Genomic DNA, 21,763 nt, shown 5'->3' on the forward strand with positions numbered 1-21,763 from the left:
TCAGGCTGACTTCAGATAATCCAGCACGATGTCGTGGTGATTGGAGGTTTTGAAATCGTCGAACACTTTCTCAACTTTGCCGTTGGCATCAATCAGGAAGCTGATGCGGTGAATGCCGTCATAGGTTTTGCCCATAAAGGTTTTCTCGCCCCAGACGCCAAACTGCTCGCACACCTGATGATCTTCATCCGATAACAGCGTGAAGTTCAGCAGCTCTTTATCGGCAAAGCGTGACAGCTTCTCCGCTTTGTCGGTGCTGATACCCAGCACAACAACGCCCTCAGTTTTCAACTCATCCATGTTGTCGCGCAGACCGCAAGCCTGCACGGTGCAACCCGGCGTCATGGCTTTCGGATAGAAATAGACCAGAACGCGCTGTCCCTGGAAGTCGGCCAAATTTACTTGTTCGCCGTCTTGATCGGGCAAACTAAATTTCGGTGCGGTATCACCGGCTTTCAGTGGATTCATCACAACTCTCCATTTTTTTACATGCTGTGGGTAATACACCATCAAGAGCAAAAGTGCCAGGTGGTGTTTACCGTCAGGGTTATTTCACCACACGGTTTGCCGCAGCGGCAGAGTGTGTGGCGAAATAACCCGGAGCCTGATTAAACGGTGCTGTTAGCATCGTCGGTGACACTATAAAGACGAATTGAGCCTTGTGCATGCAGTTCTTCGCACAGCTGATTGAAAGCCTGCTCGATGGGCGCACTGAACTGATTGGCCGGGCTGTGCGCCGTTATTTGAATATAGAGCGTCGGTGCCACGCCATCCTGCGCCGGTTTAATTCTGGACACCAGTTCGGCAATGTTCATCTGATGTTTATCGAACAGATCGGTGAAGCGCTCAATGATATGCGGTGAATCCGGCACTTCGATTTGCACCCATACGGTGGCGGGCATCGGTGGCGTGGCGCGCGCATTGGTGCGCTTCATTACAATCAGCAACTCCAGCTCGGCACCTTTCATCGGCAGCGTTGATTCAATCAGGGTGATCGCGTTCCAGCTACCGGACAGCAGCATGATAAAAGTGAACTCATCGCCCAGCATTGCTAAACGGCTGTCCTCGATATTGCAGCCGCAGCTGCTGACGTGACGGGTGATGGTATTGACGATACCCGGACGATCAACGCCCAGTGCGGTGATCACCAGATGGTGAGGCTGTGACTGCGACAAAATGGCATTTCCTGTACGTTCGCTAATAACTATAAGGTAAACATAAAAAAAACTGCTGACAAGCGCGGGAATGGCGTGGCTCGCTTGCTTTTCTTTCAATGTAAAACGTAACATGAGGCACTTGTTTGTCGAGGGGATAGCCCATGTTCACCGGAAGTATTGTTGCGCTCATTACGCCAATGAATGAAAAAGGTAATGTCTGCCGCGAAAGTTTGAAAAAACTGATTGATTATCATGTTGCCAGCGGCACCGCGGCGATTGTTTCTGTTGGCACCACCGGCGAATCAGCCACGCTCAGCCATGACGAGCACGGTGATGTGGTTATGCAAACCCTGGAACTGGCGGATGGCCGTATTCCGGTTATAGCCGGCACCGGCGCAAATGCCACGGCTGAAGGCATCTCTCTGACCAAACGCTTTACCGGCAGCGGTGTGGTGGGCTGTTTAACGGTCACGCCTTATTACAACCGTCCGACGCAGGAAGGTCTGTTCCAGCACTTTAAAGCTATTGCGGAAAGTACCGATCTGCCGCAGATGCTGTATAACGTTCCTTCGCGTACCGGTTGCGACATGCTGCCGGAAACCGTCGCGCGCTTGGCCGAAATTAAAAATATTATCGGAATCAAAGAGGCCACCGGGAACTTATCGCGTGTCTCACAGATCCAAGAGCTGGTTAATGATGAGTTCATCATCGTCAGCGGCGATGACGCTACGGCGCTGGACTCCATGCAACTGGGCGGCAAAGGCGTAATTTCGGTCACGGCTAACATTGCAGCGCGTGAAATGGTTGAACTCTGTGCCTTAGCGCAACAGGGCAAATTCGCCGAAGCGCGTCGCCTGAATCAGCGTCTGATGCACCTGCACCAGACGCTTTTCTGTGAACCCAATCCAATCCCGGTGAAATGGGCAGCAAAACAGCTAGGATTAATCGCGGATGACACGCTGCGCTTGCCAATGACGCCACTGACCGAAGCCGGTCAGACGAAAACGGCGCAAGCGCTGATTAAAGCAGGTCTGCGATAATTTAGGGAGAATCAATGAGTTATTCAGTTAAGCGCTCGACGCTGGCAACGGTAGTGGGCCTTTCCACCCTGATGCTGCTCACAGCGTGTTCCAACGATCAGCGTTATAAGCGCCAGGTCAGCGGGGATGAATCTTACCTGCAGGCGCCTGAGCTGCATGATTTAAAAGCACCCGCGGGCATGATTCTGCCGTTGCAGAATGGCGATTACGATGTTCCGCACAGCGTGGCGAAAGGCGCGGTTGGCAAAGAGCTGGATATTCGTCCGCCAGCCCAGCCGCTGGCGCTGCTGAACGGCACGCGTGCGCAGTTCACCGGTAACACGGGCGTGCTGGCCGTGGAAAGCAGCCGCGGTTCTATCTGGTCGCAGGTTGTGGGTGTGATTCAGTCTTACAAGTTCCCGATTGCCCAGCGTGATGACGCTTCGCAACAGCTGACCACCGATTGGGTGCAGTGGAACCGTGCTGACGAAGATAACCAGTATCGCGGTCGCTATCAGATCAGCGTGCAGAATCAGAGCTATCAGCAAGTGCTGACCGTACGTTTGCTGGAACTGCAGCAGTCTGGTCAAGCCGTTACTTCTCCGGCACAGATTCAACGCTATACCGGCCAGATGTTGAACGACATCAGCACCGGTCTGGATAAAGTTGATTCTGCCAGCCAGGATGCGGCGGCCAACCGTGCCACCGGACAGATTGATGTGCAGAGCGGCGCGGATGACACCGGTTTACCGCTGTTGATTCTGCGCGCACCGTTTAACGTCACCTGGCAGCGTTTGCCTGCGGCGCTGAAACGCGTGGGCATGGAAATCACAGATGACAACCGTTCGCAGGGCAGCCTGAAAGTGACCTACAAACAGCCGGGCAGCGGCGTGTGGGATCAGATTGGCGCCAAAGATCCAGAACTGCCAAACGGCGATTACAAGTTGCAGGTTGGCGATCTGGATAACCGCAGCAGTCTGCAGTTCATCGATCCGAAAGGTCACGTGCTAACCCAGGCGCAGAACGACGCGCTGGTGCAGGTGATTCAAGGTGCGCTGAAATAAATTGCCAAAGGGCCGGAGATTCTCCGGCCTTTTTGTTTTGGATTTGGCATAATAGCGCCCGGCGAAGTAAACGATTGCGTCACGCAATCGGCGCGCGGTGAAACACCGCTGAACACGGGTTCTTTCATGTTTGGAGTTAACAAGATGCAAAAGCGAGCTGAGTTGTATCGCGGTAAAGCGAAAACCGTATACAGCACCGATAATCCGGATCTGCTGGTACTTGAATTCCGCAACGATACGTCAGCAGGAGACGGTGCACGAATCGAGCAGTTTGATCGCAAAGGAATGGTAAACAACAAGTTTAACCATTTCATCATGACCAAATTGCAGGAAGCGGGCATTCCGACCCAGATGGAAGCGCTGCTGTCAGATAACGAAGCGCTGGTGAAAAAGCTGGAGATGGTGCCGGTGGAGTGCGTGGTGCGCAACCGAGCGGCAGGATCGCTGGTAAAACGTCTGGGTGTGGAAGAGGGCATTGTGCTCAATCCACCGCTGTTTGATCTCTTCCTGAAAGATGACGCCAAACACGACCCGATGGTCAACGAATCCTATTGCGAAACCTTCGGCTGGGTGAGCAAAGCGAATCTGGCACGCATGCAAGAGCTGACCTTTAAAGCCAATGATGTGCTGAGCAAACTGTTTGATGACGCAGGTTTGATTCTGGTCGACTTCAAGCTGGAGTTTGGTCTGTTCAACGGCGAAGTGGTGCTGGGCGATGAGTTCTCGCCAGATGGCGCGCGTCTGTGGGACAAAAACACCATGGATAAAATGGACAAAGACCGTTTCCGTCAGAGCCTTGGCGGCCTGGTTGAAGCGTACGAAGAAGTTGCACAGCGTTTGGGTGTGAAGCTGGATTAAGTCCTGTTTGCACCGGCCCGTAGCGGCGCGATTTATCGCGCTCTTTTACGGTCGGTGCACCTTCCAGACATTGCGCGATAAATCGCGCCCCTACAAATTCTTTCCTCCTTTATCACGACACCGTTTCTCTCATTCTTACCGTGCTGTCACTACAACACTGGTGCTTACCGCTGCCGCCAACTAAAATCATGCCAAACATGTTTAAAGGAGTTAGACCATGCGCTGGCAAGGGCGTCGTGAAAGCGACAATGTAGAAGATCGACGCAATGATTCACCTGGCCTTGGCGGCGGCGGGGGACGGCAAATCCGCATTCCACGCGGCAAAGGCGGCCTTATCTTGCTGGTGGTGGTCGCTGTTGCCGGCTATTACGGCTACGACCTCACCGCGTTATTGGAAGGCGGCGGCAGTGTCGCGCCAACGTCGCAGCAGCGTCAGGTAAACACCGCACAGAGCAACGAAGATGCCAAATTCACCTCGGTGATTCTGGCGACCACCGAAGATACCTGGAGCAAGCTGTTCCAGCAGATGAACAAACAGTATGTGCCGCCGAAGCTGGTGATGTATCGCGGGGCAACGCGTACCAACTGCGGTACCGGCCAATCGGCGATGGGGCCGTTTTACTGTCCTGCCGATCAAACCGTGTATATCGATTTGTCATTCTACGATGACATGAAAACCAAACTCGGCGCCGGTGGCGACTTTGCGCAAGGTTACGTGATTGCGCATGAAGTGGGTCATCACGTACAAAAGCTGCTGGGCATTGAGCCAAAAGTGCGCCAGATGCAGCAGGGCGCGAGCCAGGCGCAGGTGAATCAGCTGTCGGTGAAAATGGAGCTGCAGGCGGATTGCTTCGCCGGCGTTTGGGGCCATTACATGGAGCAGCAAAACGTTCTGGAAGTGGGCGATCTGCAGGAAGCACTCAACGCGGCTGAAGCGATTGGCGACGATCGTCTGCAGCAGAAAGGTCAGGGCCGCGTAGTGCCGGATAGCTTCACCCATGGCACCTCTCAGCAGCGTTACACCTGGCTGAAACGCGGTTTCGATAGCGGCGATCCCGGCCAGTGCAACACCTTCGCTAGCAAGTGATCTCCGTGGTTGAACAAACGGCGGCGATGCAGCGTGCAGGCATTCGGCGCCTTTGCGTGATAGCGGGTGATGCGGAGTGGGCGCAGCAGCAGGCCACAGGTTGGCACACCGCGCTGCCCGGCGACTGGCTGACGGTGAGCGACAGCGCCGATTTCCCGCACGCCGTTGCGCCCGCTGCTTTACGCACCTTGCTGGGGCGTGAATTCCAGCATGCGATATTTGATGCCCGCCGCGGTTTTCACGCCGAAGCTTTTGCAGCACTGGCCGGAACCTTACGCGCGGGCAGCTGGTTATTGCTGTTAACGCCTGATTGGGAAAGCTGGCCCAGGCAAACCGATGCCGACAGCTTGCGCTGGGCGGATGTCGCTGAACCGATCGCCACGCCGCACTTTATCCACCATCTGCAATCCCTGATGCGGCAAGACGCGCAGGTGATGTTGCAACGTCAGCATCAAGCGGTGCGTTATCCTGTGGAAACGCATCTGCCCAACTGGCGCTGTCAGGCGCCGCAGCAGCAGATGCAAATCCTTGAACAGCTTGAAGCGATGCCGCCGGGCGTGGCAGTGATCACCGCCGCGCGCGGTCGCGGCAAATCGGCGTTGGCCGGCATGCTAGCGCAGCGCAATCAACACTGTTTAGTCACGGCGCCGGCCAAAGTCTCCACGGCGGTGCTGGCAGCGTTTGCAGGTGAGCATTTCAGTTTCATGGCGCCCGATGCCGTTCTCGCGCAGGAAGCGACGCCTCAGGCGCAGTGGTTGATTGTCGATGAAGCGGCCGCCATTCCCGCGCCCATCCTGCAACAGCTGGTGCAACGTTTCCCGCGCGTGCTGCTTATCACCACCGTGCAAGGTTACGAAGGCACCGGACGCGGCTTTATGCTGCGCTTCTGCGCCACCTTGCCGGATGTGCGCCTCTTCCAGCTCGACGAGCCTTTGCGCTGGTCGCCGAACGATCCGCTGGAGCAATGGCTCAGCCAGGCATTGCTATTTGAAGATGCGCAGGAGAGCCGCGCAAGCGGTGAGATCGCGATTTATCCGGCAACGCCGGAACACAACATAACGGCGCTGGAAGCGGGCTATCGCCTGCTTGCCAGCGCGCACTATCGCACCTCGCCACTGGATTTGCGGCGCATGCTGGATGCGCCCGGCATGCGTTTTTGGTTGGCGGGTGCAGCCGAACAGGTAACCGGCGCGTTGTGGCTGGTGGAAGAGGGCGGATTGGATCAGCCATTGGCTGACGCGGTGTGGGCCGGTCATCGTCGGCCGCGTGGCAATCTGGTGGCGCAATCGCTGGCGGCCCATGCCGGTTTCGCGCAGGCGGCAACGCTGCGCTCACTGCGCATTAGCCGGATTGCGGTGCAGGCGTCACAGCGTCAGCGTGGGATCGGCAAAGCGCTAGTGGCCACCGCGCGTCAGCAGGCGCAGAATTGTGATTATCTCTCGGTGAGTTTCGGCTACACCGAGTCCTTGTGGCGCTTCTGGCGCGCCTGCGGTTTTACGCTGGTGCGGATTGGCTCGCAGCGCGAAGCCAGCAGCGGCTGCTATGCCGCGATGGCGATGCTGGCAATCTCGGCGGCAGGTGAAGTGCTACAACAGCAGGCAGCGCAGCGCCTGGCGCGTGATTGGCCGTGGCTGCAAGCGATTATTGAGCTGCCGTTAACGCTGGCAAGCGATGCCAGCCAGCAGCTAAACGAGGATGACTGGGCGCTGCTGGCCGGTTTTGCCTGGGCGCAGCGCCCGTTCGAAGCCAGCTACGCGGCGCTACAGCGGCTGGTGCGCCAGTCTCCTTCACCGTTGTTGAATGCCATCCTGCTGCAAAAACAGACGCTAACCGATGCCGCGCAACATGCCGGTCTCAGCGGGCGTAAAGCCTTGATAAACCAGCTGCGATCGGAAGCTGGCGCAGCATTGATTCGCCTCAATCCCGACGCGGCGCAGCGGCTGCGTTCATTGCAATAAATCCATTATCTCGTTCAAATTTTCCCGATATCTCTGTGCCAGCAGCGGCGTATAGTGATTTGAGGAGGATCTTATGGCACTACGATATGTAATTGTTCAGCAACCCAGCAGTGCAGCACAGCTGTTTCTGCTGTATCACGGCATCAACGACAACCCGGATTCGATGGCGCAGATTGGTAGCTGGTTCGCGAAAGCGTTCCCGCAAGCGCTGGTGGTGTCGGTCGGCGCACCTTACGCGGGCAGCGTGCCGCAAGGACGTCAGTGGTTTGCCGATATTCCGCCGCACGATCGTTCGGAACAGCAGGGCGTGGATACGATCATGCCTGAGTTCGTGGCATCGGTCCGTCACTGGCAGCAAGAGAGCGGCGTGCGTGCCGAAGCCACGGCGCTGGTGGGCTTTTCCCAGGGCGGCATCATGGTGCTGGAAGGCATGAAAGCGCAGCCGGATTTGGCGGGACGCGCGATTGTGTTCAGCGGCCGCTATGCCACGTTGCCGTTGCGGGCCAGCACGCGTAACACCATTCATCTGATTCATGGCGATTACGACGAACAGATCCCGCTTCAGCACGCCGAAGAGGCGAAGCAACGTCTGATTTCGTTGGGCGGCGATGTCACGCTGGATGTGGTGGAAGATTTACCGCACGCGATTAACGATCGCAGCATGGAGCTGGCGCTGAATCATCTGCGTTATACCGTGCCGCGTCGTTACTTCGATGAGGCGCTGAGCGGTGCGAAGCCGGGCGATGATGATGTGGTGATGATGATGTAGCAGGATGCATAACGGCGCGAGTTATCGCGCCGTTTGCGATATGACGATTATTTCTTTTTCGGCCAGTCGTCCTCGTCATCCCATTTATCGTTGAAATCACGATGCGGCGGTAACGTCGGTTTGTTGTCCATGAATTTTTTATGGTCGATACGTTTTAGGTCTTTGTAAACGTTCATCAAAATACCAACCATCAGCAGGATCACCAGGATCCACCAGTACTCTTTAAAGAATTCCATCCCCTTTCTCCTTTCGCGCTTAGGCGATCAGCTGTTCCATGATGCGCTGATACATACGGCTCAGCATCTGCAAATCTGACGCTTTCACGCACTCATTGATCTTATGAATGGTGGCGTTCACCGGGCCCAGTTCCACCACCTGCGCACCCATGCGCGCAATGAAGCGCCCATCGGAGGTGCCGCCGGTAGTTAGCAACTGCGGCTTAATTTCATTATAGTGCGCCACAGCGTTCACCACGGCATCCACCAGCTTACCGCGTGATGTCAGGAATGGCTGGCCGGAAACATTCCACTCCAGCGTATAGCGCAGCTGATGACGATCGAGCAGCTCCGCCACGCGATCTTTAATCATCTGATCGGTCAACTGCGTGCTGAAACGGAAGTTGAACTGCACAAAGAATTCGCCAGGAATTACGTTGTTGCTGCCGGTTCCGGCCTGCACGTTGGCGATCTGCATGCTGGTCGGTGGGAAGAATTCGTTGCCTTCATCCCACACGGTTTCTACCAGCTCATTCAGCGCCGGCATGGCGCGATGCACCGGATTATCCGCCAGATGCGGATAGGCTACGTGGCCCTGCACGCCATGAATAGTGAGATTCGCGGTCATCGAGCCGCGACGGCCATTCTTCACCACGTCACCCACAATCTCGGTGCTCGATGGTTCGCCGACCAGGCAATAATCCATGCGTTCGTTGCGCGCCATCAAGCGCTCAACCACTTTCACCGTTCCGTTAACCGCGCTGGCTTCTTCATCGGAGGTAATCAGAAACGCCAGACGACCTTTATGCTGCGGATTAGCGGCCACAAAGCGTTCCGCTGCCACCACCATCGCCGCCAGCGAACCTTTCATATCGGCGGCACCGCGGCCAAAAAGCATGCCGTCGCGGATGCTGGGTTCAAACGGCGGGCTGATCCAGCGGTTGGCGTCGCCCGGCGGCACCACATCGGTATGACCGGCAAACGCCAGCGTTTCGCCCTGGCCGCGCGTCGCCCAAAAGTTCAGCGTATCGCCAATGTGCATTGGCTCAACCGTGAAGCCGATGGCTTCCAGACGCGCAATCAGCAGCGCCTGACAACCGGCATCATCCGGGCTGAGTGACGGGCGACGGATAAGCTGCTGAGCCAGCTCAATAACCGGACAGAACATGTTATGACTTCTCCTGGATAAAGGCGGAATAAAGGGAATCTTTGAAGCCGACCAGCAGATCGCCATTCGGCGCGGCTAACACCGGACGCTTGATGATGGCAGGCTGCGCCAGCATCACCGCTTTGGCGCTGGCGGCATCGTTTACCGCGTCGCGTTCGGCTTCCGGCAGCTTGCGCCACGTGGTACCGCGCGTATTCAGCAGCGCCTCATAACCGAGTTGATCGATAAACGATTGCAGCAGCGCGTCGTCAATGCCCTCCACGCGATAGTCGTGAAAACAGTAGTCGATACCGGAAGACGCTAAATAGTTGCGTGCTTTTTTAATCGTGTCGCAATTTTTAATTCCGTACATCACCCACTGCGCTGTCATCGCTTATTCCCGTTGAGTAAAAAATAAAGCGCGAGTTTACCACAGCGCTCTAAGGGCTGTGAGCGCTGACAGTGAAAGCCGGCCTTATTCACCCATTTTTCATGACCCTTAAGCCGTTATAAATTTTATTACTTAGGGCCAGGAAGCGCTTTCACTTACACACTTAATAATTGCCTGCGACATCATTAAGCCACTAAGGATTATCTTAAGCGCAGATTTCTGCTAGCCGATTTAAGTCAGCCATTTTTCCTGCCGCATTATAGAGTTGCTGAAATGTGCGTCAGTACGCAATTTCAAAAGATTGAAGCTTTTCTACGCTTTTGCCGATAGTGATAACAGGTGGAAACGTATTCACCACCAGAAAAAAACGGCGTAGAATTGCCGCTACAATAAGAGAGGGTTTTATGGTCGACACCGAAATGGGAAACTGGAAAGAATTCATCGAAGCGATGTTACGTAAGTAACGCGTGAAGAGAAAAGCAGGGCACTTCCCAACTTGCTGTAATTCTTACCACACACAACAATAAAGCCGCTATGAATGTTCATGGCGGCTTTTTTATTCATTTAACCGCGCGCGATGAATCACGTCGCGACAAGTGTGTGCACTTGATATGCGCGGAACCTGATATCCGCACAAACCGTAGCGGCGCAATGGTCTGCTTAATCGTGCGGCTTCTCTTTCAGCGGGAAGCGACGGCGTACCACCACAAAGAACAGCGGCACAAAGAAAATCGCCAGCACGGTAGCGGAAATCATCCCGCCCATCACGCCGGTACCCACCGCGTGCTGGCTGCCGGAACCGGCACCGCTGCTGATGGCCATCGGCAGCACCCCGAAGATAAACGCCAGCGAAGTCATCAGGATCGGGCGCAGACGCTGACGCGAGGCTTCCAGCGTCGACTCCATCAGCTCGCGGCCTTTACTGTTGATCTCATTGGTGAACTCGACAATCAAAATGGCATTCTTCGCCGACAAGCCAATCACCGTGAGCAAGCCCACCTGGAAATAGACATCGTTCTCCAGCCCGCGCATCCAGGTTGCCACCAGCGCGCCCACCACGCCGAGCGGCACCACCAGCATCACTGAGAATGGAATTGACCAGCTCTCATACAACGCCGCCAGACACAGGAATACCACCAGCAGCGAAATCGCATACAGCGCCGGCGCCTGCGAACCGGATAAGCGCTCCTGATAGGAGGCGCCGGTCCACTGGAAGCCTACGCCCAGCGGTAGCTGCCCAACCAGTTTCTCCATCTCGTCCATCGCGGTACCGCTGCTGACGCCGTTCGCCGCTTCACCAACAATCTCTAGCGCAGAGTAACCGTTGTAGCGCTCCAGACGCGGTGAACCGGTTTGCCAATGGCTGGTGGCGAAGGCAGAGAAGGGCACCATGCTGCCGCTGTTGTTACGCACATACCACTTATTCACGTCTTCCGGCAGCATGCGGAACTCAGCCGCTGCCTGCACGTAGACTTTTTTCACGCGGCCGCGATCGAGGAAGTCATTAACGTAGGTTGAACCCCAGGCGGTGGTTAAGGTGTCATTGATGGTATCCAGCGACACGCCAAGCGCCTGCGCTTTGCGCTGGTCGACATCAATCTGCAACTGCGGACTGTCGTCGAGGCCGTTGTGACGTACCCGCGACAGCGCCGGATTGCTGTCAGCCATCTCCAGTAACTTATCGCGCATTGCCATTAGTCGCGTGTGGCCGATGCCACCGTGATCCTGCAGCTCCATATCGAAGCCTGACGAACTGCCCATGCCGGTAATCGCGGGCGGGCTGCTGGCGATAACGCGCGCTTCGTTGATCTTGTGGAAGGCTTTTGTCGCACGCTCGATGATGGCGAAAGAGGTGCGATTGCTGCCCGGACGCTCCTCCCAATCTTTCAAGCGAACGAACAGGCGCGCGACGTTTTGACCGTTACCGCCAGGACCCGCTCCGATGGTGGAGAACACCGAAACCACATTGTCTTTCTCCTGAGTCATATAATAATTCTCGACCTTCGCCACCACGTTCGAGGTTTGTTGCAGCGTCGAACCGGCCGGCAATTGCACCTGCGTCAGGAACACGCCGCGATCTTCCAGCGGCAGGAACGAGGTGGGCAGACGAATAAACAGGAACGCCATCACGCCGATAATCGCCAGATAGAGCAGTAGCCAGCGGCCGCCTTTACGCAGAATTTTGGCGACGCCGCGCTCGTAACGTTCCGCGCTGGCGTTGAAGGTGCGGTTAAACCAGCCGAAGAAGCCACGACGACCGTGATGATGGCCTTGCTCCAGCGGTTTCAGCAGCGTGGAACAGAGCGCGGGCGTCAGAATCATCGCCACCAATACCGACAGCACCATTGCCGAAACGATAGTGATCGAGAACTGGCGATAGATGGCGCCGACGGTGCCGCCAAAGAACGCCATCGGTACAAACACCGCCGACAGCACCAGCGCAATGCCAACCAGCGCGCCCTGAATCTGTCCCATCGACTTACGCGTGGCTGCGCGCGGCGACAGACCTTCCTCACTCATGATGCGCTCGACGTTTTCCACCACCACGATAGCGTCATCCACCAGCAAGCCGATGGCGAGCACCATGGCGAACATCGTCAGGGTGTTGATGCTGTAGCCGAAGGCGTAAAGCACCGCAAAGGTGCCGAGGAGCACCACCGGCACGGCGATAGTTGGAATTAGCGTGGCACGAAAGTTTTGCAGGAACAGATACATCACAAGGAACACCAGCAGGATCGCTTCCAGCAGGGTCTTCACCACGTCTTTAATCGAGGCCTTAACGAACGGCGTGGTTTCGTAAGCGACTTTGGCTTCCAGCCCGTGCGGGAAGTAGTGCGACAGCTCAGCAATACGCTCACGCACCAGTTTGTCTGTGTTCATCTCATTGGCGCCGGAAGCCAGCTTAATGCCGAGCCCCGATGCCGCCTGACCATTGTAGCGGCTGAGGAAGTCATATTTTTCCGCGCCCATCGCCACATCCGCCACATCGCCGAGCGTCACCACCGAGCCGTCGCTGTTGGTTTTCAGCGTCACCGCTTTGAACTGCGCCGGGGTTTGCAGCATCGACTGCGCATTCACCGTGGCGTTGAGCGCTTGCTTGTCCACCGACGGCAATCCGCCTACCTGACCCACCGCTACCTGCGCATTTTGCGATTCAATCGCGCTCACCACGTCTTCGGTGGTCAGCGCGTAGGCAATCAGCTTGTTGGGATCGAGCCAGATCCGCATCGCATATTGCGAGCCGTAAGCATCCACCTGGCCGACGCCATCAACACGGCTGAGCGGATCCTGAATGTTACTGGCGACGTAATCTGAAATATCCTGTTTGTCCATGCTTCCGTCGGTAGAGACGAAGGCAATCATCAGGATATTGCTGTCACCGGTTTTATTCACCGTCACACCTTGTGACTGTACCGCCGCAGGCAACTTACGCAGCGCACTTTGCAATTGGTTTTGCACCTGCTGGCGCGCTTCGTCGGGGTTAGTGCCAGCGGTAAAGGTGAGGGTGATCTGGGCTTGGCCGGTGTTGCTGCTGTTGGAGGACATGTACATCAAATTATCGATGCCGGTCATGTTCTGTTCGATAACTTGCGTAACGGTGTTTTCCAGCGTTTCCGCGGATGCGCCGGGATAGTTGGCGGTGATACGCACGTTAGGCGGCGCGAGGTCGGGATATTGCTCAACCGGTAGCGAGATGATCGCCAGCGTACCGCACAGGCAGAGCAGAATAGACAGAACCCAGGCAAAAATGGGCCGGTCGATAAAGAAATTCGACATGAAACCGACACTCCTCAACTGCGTATTTTTTACTTTTATTATGATGAGCGCGATGCGCGGACGGCGTCACGCTGGCGGAGTGCAAACTGCTCTCTCGAAAGACTCCTGCTGCAGACACTCTACGCGGCACAAATTAGAGAATCGTGAGTAAATTATGGAGAAAGTGTAAATATAGTGACGGTTTTTTGTGCGCGACTACAGATGTCGGCTTTCGAGCCACAGTACCGTAGCGGCAACGCGCGAACGGACATCCAGCTTGCGCAGCAGGTTGCGAATGTGCACTTTTACCGTCTCTTCGGAGATATGCAAGGTGGCAGCAATTTCCTTATTCGATAAGCCACGCGCCACTTCCTGCAGTACATCCAGTTCGCGTTCGGTGAGCTGTTTGAACGGGTTTGACGTCGGCTGGCGCGTCGCCAGATAATCGGCCACCACCTCGCTAAACACGTTTTCACCTTTAGCGCCGCGCATCACTTGCGCCAGCAGTAGTTCGGGTTCGCTGTCCTTGAGCAGATAGCCATCGGCACCGGCATCCACCATCGCATAAATATCACTGCGCGCATCGGAAACCGTCAGCACCAAAATGCGTGCGGCGATGCCTTCATTACGCAGCGCTTTCAGCGTGTCCAGTCCGGACATGCCTTTCATGTTGAGATCCAGCAGAATGACATCCGGCGACAAACGGCGTGCTTCGGCCAGCGCTTCAGTGCCATTATTGGCTTCCGCTACCACGTCCAGCCGGGGCTCCAGCGCCAGCAACTGGCGAATACCACGGCGCATCAGTGGATGATCGTCAACGATCATAATAGTCAGGGAAGGGTTAGCCATAATATCTCCAGTATCAAAGGCAACTTTCTTTCATTAACGCATCTGCCGTAGCGGCGCAGTTTATTGCGCGATGAATCGCGCCGCTACAGCAGGTGCGCTCTATAATCTGTCAGCTCAACCGGTACGTCGGGCGCGGTGGAAAACGCAGCGTGACGCGCGTGCCTTGCGCCTGCGGGGTGATCATCAGCGTGCCGGATAATCGCGCGGCGCGCTCCGCCATGATGGTGAGACCATAATGTCCTGGCGGCTCTTCGAGGCTGCTGATGCCGCAGCCATCGTCTTCGATGGTCAGTAAGTGGTCCTCATCAGCGACACGCTGATAGTGAATCTGAATATTGTGCGCCTGCGCATGGCGAATCGCGTTGAGCAGCGCTTCGCGCGCAATCTGCAGCACATGCACTTGCTGCTGCGCATCCAGCATCTGCAAGCCGGGCTGATAATCGAAGTCGATTGCCGCCTGCGATTGCTCCTGCAGCGGCGCAATCATCGCCTGCATCGCCTGCACCAAATCAGCCTGTTCGATGGTCAGACGGAAGGTGGTCAGCAGTTCGCGCAACTGCTGATAGGCTTCGGCCAGCGCGCGATCGAAATCAGCGATAATCGCCAGCGCCTGCGGTTGCGACCCATCGACATTGCGTCGCAGCAGCGCCAGCTGGATGCGCAGGAAAGAGAGCGACTGCGCCAGCGAATCGTGCAGTTCGCGCGCAATGGTGGCGCGCTCTTCTATTAATAGCATCTGCTGATACTGCTTTTGCGTCTGCCAAATCCACAGTGCGCGCGCCAGCATGTTCGCCAGGCTCTGCATCAGTTCGTCGGCGGGCGGTGCGCGGTGGGTTTGCCAGCACAGTTCGCCCAGCCGCTGTTCTTCCTGCATCAACGGCAAACGCTGCCAGCTCACCTCATCCGCCGCCACACCGGCCTGAAACTCAATCCCTTCGCTATCAATTTTCAGCACCGTCAACGCTTCACGGCGCTGTACCAGACGCAGCAATCCCTGAAACAGTTCGGGATTGGGTGGGCTGCTGGTGAGAATTTGTGAGCTTTCATACAGTAGAGAAAGTGTGCGATTGGCCTGAGTGAGATCTTCGGTTTTATCACGCACCGCGCACTCCAGCAGGCGATAGTGCGAATGCAGCCGTTCGGCCATGGTAGTAAAAGCCTGCGCCAGCACACCCAGTTCATTCGGCTGTTGCACTGGCAGCGGCGGAAAAGCGAAATTCGCCTGCTCAACATATTGGCTGGCGGTCACCAGCGCGTTGAGCGGTCGCACCACGTTGCGGCGGATAAAGCGAATCGTCCACAACGCCAGCGCCACAATCGCCAGAAAACCGAACAGGCTGCTGGCGGCAACCAGATGCATCTTCAGTTCAGCATAATGCTGCAATGCCAGCACGAAGCGGTCGATCTCGCTGACGTAGCCCGCGACACGCTGCTGGTAGATTTGTGCTCGCCTGGGCTGCAACGTCTCCTGCAGCATCGGCCAACTGTGACGCAGATAGCGATAGCGGCTACTCACTTCAAGCGGTACCCACGCGCGCTCCAGATGCTGCAGCGCCGGGGATTCCAGCGTTTGTCGGTAGAGTTGGATGTGATGATCCAACTGCTGCGGATCGCGCGTGCTGTCCCACGCCAGACGGTATATCTGCATGCGCAGCGATCCGGCGACATTCACCGCTTCGGCATCGCGCAGGCTGCTGGAGAGCGTCATCAGCGCCAGCCCGGTGGTCAACAGCGACAGCAGCACAATCACGCTGAGTGCGCGCGCAATGGTACGAGTAACGGGACGTTTCACAATCACAGTAATAACCCTTGTAAGAGCGGGGGATTATAGGGCAGCCGTGCGGTGACGGCGAGTGACATCTCGTCACATCAGGTTACTTTTAACAGAGAAAACTCTTTCTCTTTACCTTTCTCTAAATAACCCGCGCTAAGCTGGCGAATTATTAAACGGCTTTACGGCTTGCTCAACCTGGTTTTCATTCCCTGCGTGATAATAAGTCCTGTAACGCTTAACCCTTAACGGAAGACAACAGGAGCATCACATGAAGAGACGTTATGCCGTTCTGACTGCTGCACTGCTTGCCACCGCAAGTTTCTCGACGCTGGCGGCCCAGCCTGTAAGCGCTACGCAAGCGCAAAACCTGCAAAGCGCGGGCACCGTTTCCATCAGCGGCGTACGCGGCTCGCTGGATGACGCAACGCGCCATCTGTCGCAAAAAGCGCAAGAGGAAGGTGCCAGCGGCTATCGCGTTATTGGTGTACAAACCCCAGGTGATTCCAGCCTGTGGAGCGGCACCGCAGAGATTTATCGTTAATTCCCTCCAGTAGTTATCCCTGTAGCCATCCCTTTACCGGTCAACCCTCTGGCCGGTTTTTTTGTGCACCGCGACGGATTATTACAATTCATCTTGTGCAGCCTGGCGGTATTTTTTGCTTCGTTCTTGCAGAACGGGTAGGATTCATCGCCGTAAATTCCCACCCCGCCACGCGACATCGTTCCGCCGCTGTGACACCGGGTTTTTACCCCATTTCGCACCGCCATACGCAATCGTTTGGTTACGCGGTGATTGATGGTCAGGACAAACAGGATAGCTATGAAATCAACTAAAAAAACCGCAGCCGAACAACGCGCTGCGAAAAGACGCTGGCTCAACTCGCACGACAGCGGTTACCACAAAGCAATGGGTAACCGCCAGGTACAAATGATCGCCATCGGCGGTGCTATCGGTACCGGTCTGTTCCTCGGTGCTGGCGCGCGCCTGCAAATGGCCGGTCCTGCACTGGCGCTGGTTTATCTGGTGTGCGGTATCTTCTCCTTCTTTATCCTCCGAGCGTTGGGCGAACTGGTGTTACATCGTCCTTCCAGCGGCAGCTTTGTTTCTTATGCGCGTGAATTCCTTGGGGAAAAAGCGTCTTACGTTGCGGGCTGGATGTATTTCGTTAACTGGGCGATGACCGGTATCGTCGATATCACCGCAGTCGCGCTTTATATGCACTATTGGGGCGCGTTTGGCGATGTGCCGCAGTGGGTGTTTGCGCTAGGCGCGCTGGCGATTGTCGGCACCATGAACATGATCGGCGTGAAGTGGTTCGCCGAGATGGAGTTCTGGTTCGCGCTGGTGAAGGTGCTGGCTATCGTGGTGTTCCTGATTGTCGGCGTGGTGTTCCTCGGCAGCGGTAAACCGCTGGACGGCAATACCACCGGCTTCCATCTGATCACCGATAACGGCGGCTTCTTCCCGCACGGCTTGCTGCCAGCGCTGGTGTTGGTGCAGGGCGTCGTGTTCGCCTTCGCCTCGATTGAGCTGGTGGGTACCGCAGCAGGCGAATGTAAAGATCCCAAGACCATGCTGCCAAAAGCCATCAACAGCGTGATCTGGCGTATCGGCCTGTTCTACGTCGGTTCCGTGGTGCTGCTGGTACTGCTGCTGCCGTGGAATGCCTATCAGGCGGGGCAAAGTCCGTTCGTGACCTTCTTCTCCAAACTGGGCGTGCCTTATATCGGTAGCGTAATGAACATCGTGGTGCTGAGCGCCGCGCTGTCGAGCCTCAACTCAGGTCTCTATTCCACCGGCCGTATTCTGCGCTCCATGTCGATGGGCGGTTCTGCGCCACAGTTTATGTCGAAGATGAGCAAGCAGCAGGTGCCGTATGCCGGCATTCTGGTCACCGTTGCCGTTTACATCATCGGCGTGGTGCTGAACTACTATGTGCCGTCGCAGGTGTTTGAAATCGTTCTGAACGTGGCGTCACTCGGCATCATCTCGTCGTGGGCCTTTATCGTGGTGTGCCAGATGCGTCTGCGCAAAGCGATCAAAGAGGGCAAAGCCGAAGATGTCAGCTTTAAGCTACCGTGGGCGCCGTTCACCTCCTGGTTGACGCTGCTGTTCCTGGTGAGCGTGCTGGTGCTGATGGCGTTCGACTATCCGAACGGCACTTACACCATCGCCTCGATTCCCCTGATTGCCGTGGTGCTCGTGCTGGGTTGGTTTGGCGTGCGCAAACGCGTTAATGCCGAAGCGATGAAAGAGCACGAACATCATGCTGACGACCAGGATGATGTATCGCCGAAACTGGCGGACGATAACGCGCGTTAATCGTAGCGATTCTCATCTACGGGGGCCTTTTGGCCCCCGTTTTTATTTCAATTCCCCTTCACTTGATCCCACGTCGGGATTTACCCCTTTGGGGTGATATAGCCCTCTTTAGCGTCAGGTTATTTTACGCACCATCTCTCTTTCCCCCGTTTAAGGTGAACCGATGGCGCTGTCGCGACGTGAACTCTTTACCGGGCAGCGCGTAGCGTCTGCTGACGGCATCGCTTTGCCATGGTGGCGGGGAGAGAAGGGTTGTGATGGCTGCGGCACATGCGTCTCGGCCTGCGAAACCCACATCATCCGTCTGGCTGTCGGTGAAGTGCCGCACCTCGATTTTCTGCAGGATGAATGCACGTTTTGCGCCGCGTGCGTGGACGCTTGCCCGCAGCCGCTGTTCCACGCGCGTGAAACCGAGCCGTTTCCACAGCGCATTCGCATCGACAACCGCTGCATCACCTTCCTTGGCGTGAATTGCCGCAGCTGTCAGGAGAGTTGTGAACAGCAAGCCATCCGTTTTCACCTGATGCCGAACGGCATCGCACAGCCTGAAACCCTTCCGCAGCATTGCACCGGTTGCGGCGCCTGCATCGCGCCTTGCCCGGTCTCAGCCACAGGATTACATCATGAACCATGAAAACAGTTGGCACGTCTGCGGCCTGGTGATTCAGGCGCGACCGGCGTCGATTCCCGCCGTGAAAAGTGCGCTGCTGGCCTTTGCCGATTGCGACATCGCCGCGGAAGACGCCGCGCGCGGCACGCTGGCGGTAACGCTGGGTGCCGCGGATAGCGCCGCGCTGCTGCGCAATATTGAAGAGAGCCGCAACATCGCTGGCGTGTTGGCGGTATCGCTGGTCTATCACCAGCAAGACGAAATTGAAGAACCTTGTAAGGAAGCATCATGAGCATAAGTCGTCGTGATTTTATGAAGGCCAATGCGGCGGCTGCTGCTGCAACGGCTGCAGGACTCACCATTCCCACCGTCACCAAAGCCGCGACCTCGCTGGCTGCGCCAATTCGCTGGGAAAAAGCGCCGTGCCGATTCTGCGGCACCGGCTGTGGCGTGCTGGTTGGCACCCAGGATGGCCGCGTAGTGGCGTCGCAGGGCGATCCGCAGGCAGAAGTGAACCGCGGTCTGAACTGTATCAAAGGCTATTTCCTGCCGAAGATCATGTACGGGAAAGATCGTCTGACCCAGCCGCTGCTGCGCATGACCGACGGTAAATATGCCAAAGAGGGCGAGTTCACCCCGGTCAGCTGGGATCAAGCCTTCGACATCATGGAAGAGAAGTTCAAAGCGGCGCTGAAAGCCAACGGCCCGGATTCGGTCGGCATGTTCGGTTCCGGTCAGTGGACGGTGTGGGAAGGTTACGCGGCCTCCAAGCTGATGAAAGCCGGTTTCCGCACCAACAATCTCGATCCCAATGCGCGTCACTGCATGGCTTCAGCGGTGGTTGGCTTTATGCGCACCTTCGGCATGGACGAACCGATGGGCTGCTACGACGACATCGAGCAGGCCGACGCCTTTGTGTTGTGGGGCTCGAACATGGCGGAGATGCATCCGATTCTGTGGTCACGTATTACCGCGCGTCGTCTCAGCAGTGAGAATGTCAAAGTGGCGGTGCTTTCCACCTATCGTCATCGCAGTTTTGAGCTGGCCGACAACGCGATGGTGTTCACACCGCAGAGCGATCTGGCGATCCTCAACTTCATCGCCAACTACATTATTCAGAACAACAAGGTCGATAAAACCTTCCTGCAGAACCACGTTACGCTACGCAAAGGCGTGACCGACATCGGTTACGGTTTGCGCCCCACCGATCCGCGTCAGGCTTCGGCGAAGAACCCGGACAGCGGCGAATCCACGCCGATGAGCTTTGACGAGTTTGCGAAGTTTGTCTCTGAGTACACGGTGGAAAAAGCCAGCGCAATGAGCGGTGTGGAGAAAGATCAACTCATCGCCCTCGCCGAGCTGTATGCCGATCCGAAAGTCAACGTGGTGTCGTACTGGACCATGGGCTTCAACCAGCATACGCGCGGCGTGTGGGCCAATAACCTGTGCTACAACCTGCACTTATTGACCGGCAAAATTTCACGTCCGGGCACCGGTCCGTTCTCGCTCACCGGCCAGCCATCGGCGTGCGGCACGGCGCGTGAAGTCGGCACCTTCTCGCACCGTTTACCGGCGGACATGGTGGTCAATAATGACAAACACCGCGCCACCGCCGAGAAGCTGTGGAAGCTGCCGCAGGGCACGGTGCCGGCCAAAATTGGTTTGCACGCCGTGGCGCAGGATCGCGCGCTGAAAGATGGCAAGCTCAACGCCTACTGGGTGATGTGTAACAACAACATGCAGGCCGGTCCGAACCTGACGCAGGAGCGTATGCCGGGCTGGCGCGATGAGCGCAACTTCATCGTGGTTTCCGATCCCTATCCCACCGTCAGCGCCTTGTCGGCTGACCTGATTCTGCCCACTGCGATGTGGGTGGAGAAAGAGGGCGCGTATGGCAACGCCGAGCGTCGCACTCAGTTCTGGCATCAGCAGGTGAAAGCGCCGGGCGACGCAAAATCCGATCTGTGGCAGCTGGTGAATTTCTCCAAACGTTTCAAGGTAGCGGAGGTGTGGCCGGAAGCGCTGCTGGCGCAGAATCCGGAGCTGCGCGACAAAACGCTGTTTGATGTGCTGTACGCCAACGGCCAGGTCAACCAATTCCCACTGAGTGAAGTGGCAGATGATCAGTTGAATGATGAAGCGCGCGAGTTTGGCTTCTACATCCAGAAAGGCTTGTTCGAGGAGTACGCCAGCTTTGGTCGCGGTCACGGCCACGATCTTGCGCCGTTCGATGCTTACCATCAGGCGCGCGGCCTGCGCTGGCCGGTGGTGGATGGCAAAGAGACGCGCTGGCGCTATCGCGAAGGTTACGACAGCTACGTCAAAGCCGGTGAAGGCGTGCGTTTCTACGGCAAGCCGGATGGTAAAGCCACCATTTTTGCGCTGCCTTTCGAAGCGCCAGCCGAATCGCCGGATGAAGAGTTCGACCTGTGGTTCTGTACCGGTCGCGTGCTGGAACACTGGCACACCGGCACCATGACGCGTCGCGTGCCGGAGCTGCACCGCGCAGTGCCGCAGGCGCTACTCTATATACATCCGCTGGATGCCAAAGAGCGCAATTTCCGTCGCGGCGAGAAAGTCCGCGTAGTGTCGCGTCGTGGTGAAACCCTTGCCACCGTGGAAACGCGCGGTCGCAATCAGCCGCCCAAAGGTCTGGTATTTATGCCGTTCTTTGATGCGGGCGTGCTGGCCAACAACGTCACGCTGGACGCCACCGATCCGCTGTCGAAGCAGACCGATTACAAAAAATGCGCCGTCAAGCTGGTTAAAATTTAAGGCAGGATGCA

20 protein-coding genes are annotated in these 21,763 nt (G+C 56.6%); 12 read left to right on the forward strand and 8 right to left on the reverse strand.

Features of this window, described 5'->3' with window-relative positions:
- Both bcp and Q3H59_RS05665 read right to left on the reverse strand, forming a co-directional pair.
- The gene (gene bcp, locus Q3H59_RS05660; RefSeq protein ID WP_101763523.1) at positions 1-468 is read right to left on the reverse strand and encodes a thioredoxin-dependent thiol peroxidase; all 468 of its coding nucleotides are present in this window, start codon (positions 466-468) and stop codon (positions 1-3) included.
- 140 nt (positions 469-608) lie between these two features.
- Entirely contained in the window at positions 609-1,175 is a 567-nt protein-coding gene (locus Q3H59_RS05665) for a glycine cleavage system transcriptional repressor (protein WP_101763524.1), read from the reverse strand.
- Positions 1,176-1,318: 143 nt separating this feature from the next.
- On the opposite strand from Q3H59_RS05665, the gene dapA reads away from it, so the two are divergent.
- The 6 genes from dapA (at position 1,319) to ypfH (ending at position 7,912) form a co-directional block, all read left to right on the forward strand.
- A complete protein-coding gene (gene dapA, locus Q3H59_RS05670; RefSeq protein ID WP_101763525.1) occupies positions 1,319-2,197 on the forward strand; it encodes a 4-hydroxy-tetrahydrodipicolinate synthase in 879 nt (292 codons plus the stop codon).
- Between the two features lie 14 nt (positions 2,198-2,211).
- Positions 2,212-3,240, forward strand: coding sequence for an outer membrane protein assembly factor BamC (gene bamC / locus Q3H59_RS05675; RefSeq protein ID WP_101763526.1), 1,029 nt, complete (start codon positions 2,212-2,214; stop codon positions 3,238-3,240).
- 144 nt (positions 3,241-3,384) lie between these two features.
- Positions 3,385-4,098 carry a phosphoribosylaminoimidazolesuccinocarboxamide synthase gene (gene purC / locus Q3H59_RS05680; protein ID WP_007884822.1) on the forward strand — a complete coding sequence of 238 codons (714 nt, stop codon included), beginning with the start codon at positions 3,385-3,387 and terminating at the stop codon, positions 4,096-4,098.
- Positions 4,099-4,315: 217 nt separating this feature from the next.
- Positions 4,316-5,185 carry a neutral zinc metallopeptidase gene (locus tag Q3H59_RS05685; RefSeq protein WP_309833715.1) on the forward strand — a complete coding sequence of 290 codons (870 nt, stop codon included), beginning with the start codon at positions 4,316-4,318 and terminating at the stop codon, positions 5,183-5,185.
- A gap of 26 nt (positions 5,186-5,211) precedes the next feature.
- Positions 5,212-7,143 (forward strand): tRNA(Met) cytidine acetyltransferase TmcA, encoded by a 1,932-nt coding sequence (locus Q3H59_RS05690; RefSeq protein ID WP_405042198.1) that lies wholly within the window; start codon positions 5,212-5,214, stop codon positions 7,141-7,143.
- 73 nt (positions 7,144-7,216) lie between these two features.
- A complete protein-coding gene (gene ypfH / locus Q3H59_RS05695) occupies positions 7,217-7,912 on the forward strand; it encodes an esterase (RefSeq protein WP_309833717.1) in 696 nt (231 codons plus the stop codon).
- A gap of 47 nt (positions 7,913-7,959) precedes the next feature.
- Here the strand turns inward: ypfH and Q3H59_RS05700 are convergent, their stop codons facing one another.
- From Q3H59_RS05700 to Q3H59_RS05710, 3 genes are read right to left on the reverse strand one after another with little or no spacing between them, the layout of a single operon-like run.
- On the reverse strand, positions 7,960-8,148 hold the full coding sequence (locus Q3H59_RS05700; RefSeq protein WP_008108368.1) for a YpfN family protein: 189 nt from the start codon (positions 8,146-8,148) through the stop codon (positions 7,960-7,962).
- 19 nt (positions 8,149-8,167) lie between these two features.
- The gene (dapE, locus tag Q3H59_RS05705; RefSeq protein ID WP_179449927.1) at positions 8,168-9,295 is read right to left on the reverse strand and encodes a succinyl-diaminopimelate desuccinylase; all 1,128 of its coding nucleotides are present in this window, start codon (positions 9,293-9,295) and stop codon (positions 8,168-8,170) included.
- Between the two features lies 1 nt (position 9,296).
- A complete protein-coding gene (locus Q3H59_RS05710) occupies positions 9,297-9,665 on the reverse strand; it encodes an ArsC family reductase (protein WP_101763530.1) in 369 nt (122 codons plus the stop codon).
- Between the two features lie 404 nt (positions 9,666-10,069).
- On the opposite strand from Q3H59_RS05710, the gene ypfM reads away from it, so the two are divergent.
- A complete protein-coding gene (gene ypfM / locus Q3H59_RS24685; RefSeq protein WP_137386901.1) occupies positions 10,070-10,129 on the forward strand; it encodes a protein YpfM in 60 nt (19 codons plus the stop codon).
- A 196-nt stretch (positions 10,130-10,325) separates the two neighbouring features.
- Here the strand turns inward: ypfM and acrD are convergent, their stop codons facing one another.
- The 3 genes from acrD to narQ form a co-directional block, all read right to left on the reverse strand.
- Complete coding sequence (acrD, locus tag Q3H59_RS05715) at positions 10,326-13,442, reverse strand: multidrug efflux RND transporter permease AcrD (RefSeq protein WP_309833720.1); 3,117 nt, start codon at positions 13,440-13,442, stop codon at positions 10,326-10,328.
- 195 nt (positions 13,443-13,637) lie between these two features.
- Positions 13,638-14,270, reverse strand: a complete 633-nt coding sequence (locus tag Q3H59_RS05720; protein ID WP_110866498.1) for a response regulator — start codon at positions 14,268-14,270, stop codon at positions 13,638-13,640.
- Positions 14,271-14,379: 109 nt separating this feature from the next.
- Complete coding sequence (gene narQ, locus Q3H59_RS05725; protein ID WP_309833724.1) at positions 14,380-16,068, reverse strand: nitrate/nitrite two-component system sensor histidine kinase NarQ; 1,689 nt, start codon at positions 16,066-16,068, stop codon at positions 14,380-14,382.
- A 244-nt stretch (positions 16,069-16,312) separates the two neighbouring features.
- Between narQ and Q3H59_RS05730 the strand changes: the two genes are divergently transcribed.
- The 5 genes from Q3H59_RS05730 to napA all read left to right on the forward strand — a co-directional run bounded on the left by Q3H59_RS05730 (position 16,313) and on the right by napA (position 21,752).
- A complete protein-coding gene (locus Q3H59_RS05730) occupies positions 16,313-16,585 on the forward strand; it encodes a YdgH/BhsA/McbA-like domain containing protein (protein WP_101763534.1) in 273 nt (90 codons plus the stop codon).
- 279 nt (positions 16,586-16,864) lie between these two features.
- Complete coding sequence (gene ansP / locus Q3H59_RS05735) at positions 16,865-18,367, forward strand: L-asparagine permease (protein WP_101763535.1); 1,503 nt, start codon at positions 16,865-16,867, stop codon at positions 18,365-18,367.
- 163 nt (positions 18,368-18,530) lie between these two features.
- Complete coding sequence (gene napF / locus Q3H59_RS05740) at positions 18,531-19,001, forward strand: ferredoxin-type protein NapF (RefSeq protein ID WP_309833727.1); 471 nt, start codon at positions 18,531-18,533, stop codon at positions 18,999-19,001.
- Positions 18,991-19,269: a chaperone NapD gene (locus tag Q3H59_RS05745; RefSeq protein WP_176971097.1), complete on the forward strand. Its 279-nt coding sequence runs from the start codon at positions 18,991-18,993 to the stop codon at positions 19,267-19,269. Before napF ends, Q3H59_RS05745 begins: the two co-directional genes overlap by 11 nt.
- Positions 19,266-21,752, forward strand: a complete 2,487-nt coding sequence (napA, locus tag Q3H59_RS05750; RefSeq protein ID WP_309833729.1) for a nitrate reductase catalytic subunit NapA — start codon at positions 19,266-19,268, stop codon at positions 21,750-21,752. Before Q3H59_RS05745 ends, napA begins: the two co-directional genes overlap by 4 nt.
- Positions 21,753-21,763: the final 11 nt, after the last annotated feature.

It is taken from the genome of Pantoea sp. SORGH_AS_0659 (assembly GCF_031453915.1).
Taxonomy (GTDB): domain Bacteria; phylum Pseudomonadota; class Gammaproteobacteria; order Enterobacterales; family Enterobacteriaceae; genus Pantoea; species Pantoea leporis.

Excerpts from the sequence above, each read along its gene's own strand:
- bcp (WP_101763523.1), bottom strand. The coding sequence starts at position 468 with ATGAATCCACTGAAAGCCGGTGATACCGCACCGAAATTTAGTTTGCCC.
- dapA (WP_101763525.1), top strand. The coding sequence starts at position 1,319 with ATGTTCACCGGAAGTATTGTTGCGCTCATTACGCCAATGAATGAAAAA.
- bamC (WP_101763526.1), top strand. The coding sequence starts at position 2,212 with ATGAGTTATTCAGTTAAGCGCTCGACGCTGGCAACGGTAGTGGGCCTT.
- purC (WP_007884822.1), top strand. The coding sequence starts at position 3,385 with ATGCAAAAGCGAGCTGAGTTGTATCGCGGTAAAGCGAAAACCGTATAC.
- Q3H59_RS05685 (WP_309833715.1), top strand. The coding sequence starts at position 4,316 with ATGCGCTGGCAAGGGCGTCGTGAAAGCGACAATGTAGAAGATCGACGC.
- Q3H59_RS05690 (WP_405042198.1), top strand. The coding sequence starts at position 5,212 with ATGCAGCGTGCAGGCATTCGGCGCCTTTGCGTGATAGCGGGTGATGCG.
- ypfH (WP_309833717.1), top strand. The coding sequence starts at position 7,217 with ATGGCACTACGATATGTAATTGTTCAGCAACCCAGCAGTGCAGCACAG.
- Q3H59_RS05700 (WP_008108368.1), bottom strand. The coding sequence starts at position 8,148 with ATGGAATTCTTTAAAGAGTACTGGTGGATCCTGGTGATCCTGCTGATG.
- dapE (WP_179449927.1), bottom strand. The coding sequence starts at position 9,295 with ATGTTCTGTCCGGTTATTGAGCTGGCTCAGCAGCTTATCCGTCGCCCG.
- Q3H59_RS05710 (WP_101763530.1), bottom strand. The coding sequence starts at position 9,665 with ATGACAGCGCAGTGGGTGATGTACGGAATTAAAAATTGCGACACGATT.
- acrD (WP_309833720.1), bottom strand. The coding sequence starts at position 13,442 with ATGTCGAATTTCTTTATCGACCGGCCCATTTTTGCCTGGGTTCTGTCT.
- Q3H59_RS05720 (WP_110866498.1), bottom strand. The coding sequence starts at position 14,270 with ATGGCTAACCCTTCCCTGACTATTATGATCGTTGACGATCATCCACTG.
- Q3H59_RS05730 (WP_101763534.1), top strand. The coding sequence starts at position 16,313 with ATGAAGAGACGTTATGCCGTTCTGACTGCTGCACTGCTTGCCACCGCA.
- ansP (WP_101763535.1), top strand. The coding sequence starts at position 16,865 with ATGAAATCAACTAAAAAAACCGCAGCCGAACAACGCGCTGCGAAAAGA.
- napF (WP_309833727.1), top strand. The coding sequence starts at position 18,531 with ATGGCGCTGTCGCGACGTGAACTCTTTACCGGGCAGCGCGTAGCGTCT.
- Q3H59_RS05745 (WP_176971097.1), top strand. The coding sequence starts at position 18,991 with ATGAACCATGAAAACAGTTGGCACGTCTGCGGCCTGGTGATTCAGGCG.
- napA (WP_309833729.1), top strand. The coding sequence starts at position 19,266 with ATGAGCATAAGTCGTCGTGATTTTATGAAGGCCAATGCGGCGGCTGCT.